The following is a 2,190-nucleotide window of genomic DNA, read 5'->3' as shown; positions in this document are numbered from 1 at the left end:
CACAAAGTCATCAACACAGCAGTCGCTAGAAAGCTTGTTACAATCGCGAACGCACTCCTCAAATCTCGGCAAAACTGGTCGGCTCAGACCCCCTGAGAAATACAGTTGCTAATCGATACTAAAGTCAAATTTAGGGAATTAACCAGCAGAACTACTTGCCGTGCATTTGTAGTTAACAAACTATGCTAAAACCCGCGGTACGTTGGAACTGGTCACCGGACCGTGGCAATCTGGACACTTCCTACACGGAACCGACCATCCGCGGCCAACGGTACCCATTTTTCAGGACCGACACGCCGTCCACCTGTCCAGGTTCCGTTCGTTGAGCCCACGTCGCGAATAAAAAGATCGCCCGTTTTTTCTACGCGTAGCACACAATGCTGACCCGAAGTTCTTTCGCTGCGAGAAAGCGCAAGATCAGCCCAGTTCTTGTCACGTCCGATTTTGATCTGATGTGAGTTAGACAAGCCTTTAACATTGCGAAATTCGACCAACTTGCCGCGATCCGGGCCGTTCAGAACAACCAGTTGCCAAAAGGCCAAGGCGCGGGGAGCCATCGGGCTGTACCATGTCACATCGGCTGCCCTGTCATATCGGGATGCGACGTTCGGATTCGCTCCGGTTAAGCCAAACGACATGATCTTTTTCAACGCGCGGGTAGAGCGCCGCATATGAGATACCGGATTGCCGCGTTTGTCGCGCATATTCAGACGTAAGGCATATCGTCCCAGGCTGTGTCCACCAAGAAAACCTTCGCAGATCAACCAGTAGCTAAGGACAAGGATCAGATAAAGCCCCGCCGGCAAGGCCAGTCCGGTATTTCCCAACCGTAGTTCCTGACGCAACACAGGTTCCAAAGTGACCAATACAAAACCCAGAAACAAAAAATCTAGGACAGCGGCGGCGCTCAGCAGGCGGGCGGCGTTTTTTGAATCCAGAGGTCCACCGAGCTTCATGTCCGTGCCCCCAACAAAGTAAGCACCATAAAAAGGGCCGCGCCGATCGAGAATAGGAACAGCGCGTCGCACCTGATCCGCAGTGCTCGTCTCCCACCTGCACCAACGCTTTGAAAATGGAATCCAGCGACCCACAGGGCAAGACCCGTTCCTGCGACAGTGAATAACAAGATTTCCGGCAAGACCTGTTGGTGGGGCGCAATAGAAAGCCAGTCAGCGGCCCCCACCATAAGGCCGCCCCACAAAAGCGCGACGACATAAGCTGCAAAGCCAAGAGACTCATTTCTTTGCTGACTTAGCTTTCCGACAAGTGCACCCAATCCCCATCCCAATGCCGCAGCGACCAAAACTAGTAATGTCAGGCGGACAGGTAGAGACAGTGAAGAAACCTGAACATTGAACACAATACTGGACGTATTGTTTGTCAAATTGGAAGTAATACCGAGAAACGCAAGAAATGCGCCAACTCCGGCACCGAGGTGCCCAAGGAATGTAAAAATATCATTTGCGAGTGAGAGTTTGTCTCTGATATCAAAGGGTAATTTCATTGAAATTCTCGAACTTGATAAATAAGGAATTCACGTGTTCTGGGACGTGACACGATTATTGTAACATGACACGATTATAGCGTTCTTCACTTGCACATATGCGAATCGTTGATTGAAAATAAAAAGTATGTGACTTCATAATCAACTACGAAGAAAAATATGAGTACGGAGTTTGTTGATGCGTTCAGTAGCAATTTCTATTTTTGCAATTTTTTCTCTTCTACTTTCAGCCTGTACAGAAGAAACAATTCAATCAGCGTCATCATCGGCAGTCGCTGGCAAGACGCAGCAGGAAAAGCAACTTGAAAAGCAGGTTCGAAGCCTGGATCAGGTCTCAAAAGATATCATCGTCAACAATACCATTCAGGGTGCCTTGGCTGGTGCAGTCGTTGGTTGTGGGATCGGATTGTTGCTGGGTGGCAGTGGCAGCGATTGTGCCGCTGGTGCAGCAGCAGGTGGCCTGATCGGCGGCGTAGGCGGCAATCAGGTCGGCAAAAAAGCGGCAGCCAAAAATGTTGAAATCGTCAACAGCAAGGCTGTTTTGGCCAATCTGTCCAACGTCAGTAAGCAACTGAATTCGGTAGAAGCAAACCTGCGCTCGGTTCTGGCATCGCAAAACGCGGAACTGAAGTCCCTGCGTCGTCAACTGGATGGCGGCCAGGTTTCTCAATCGGCGTACAACACAC

Annotated in this window: 2 protein-coding genes and 1 pseudogene; 1 reads left to right on the top strand and 2 read right to left on the bottom strand. The window is 50.1% G+C overall.

Annotation, left to right across the window (positions count from 1 at the left end):
• Positions 1-212: 212 nt before the first annotated feature.
• Positions 213-956, bottom strand: coding sequence for an FHA domain-containing protein (locus AC2FND_RS20015; protein ID WP_496771453.1), 744 nt, complete (start codon positions 954-956; stop codon positions 213-215).
• Complete coding sequence (locus AC2FND_RS20010) at positions 953-1,504, bottom strand: hypothetical protein (RefSeq protein ID WP_496771452.1); 552 nt, start codon at positions 1,502-1,504, stop codon at positions 953-955. Before AC2FND_RS20010 ends, AC2FND_RS20015 begins: the two co-directional genes overlap by 4 nt.
• A gap of 178 nt (positions 1,505-1,682) precedes the next feature.
• On the opposite strand from AC2FND_RS20010, the pseudogene AC2FND_RS20005 reads away from it, so the two are divergent.
• Positions 1,683-2,190, top strand: a pseudogene (locus AC2FND_RS20005) (hypothetical protein); the annotation flags it as partial.

The organism is Ruegeria sp. BHSB056 (genome assembly GCF_059613305.1).
This window is presented reverse-complemented; position numbering and strand designations above follow the sequence as displayed.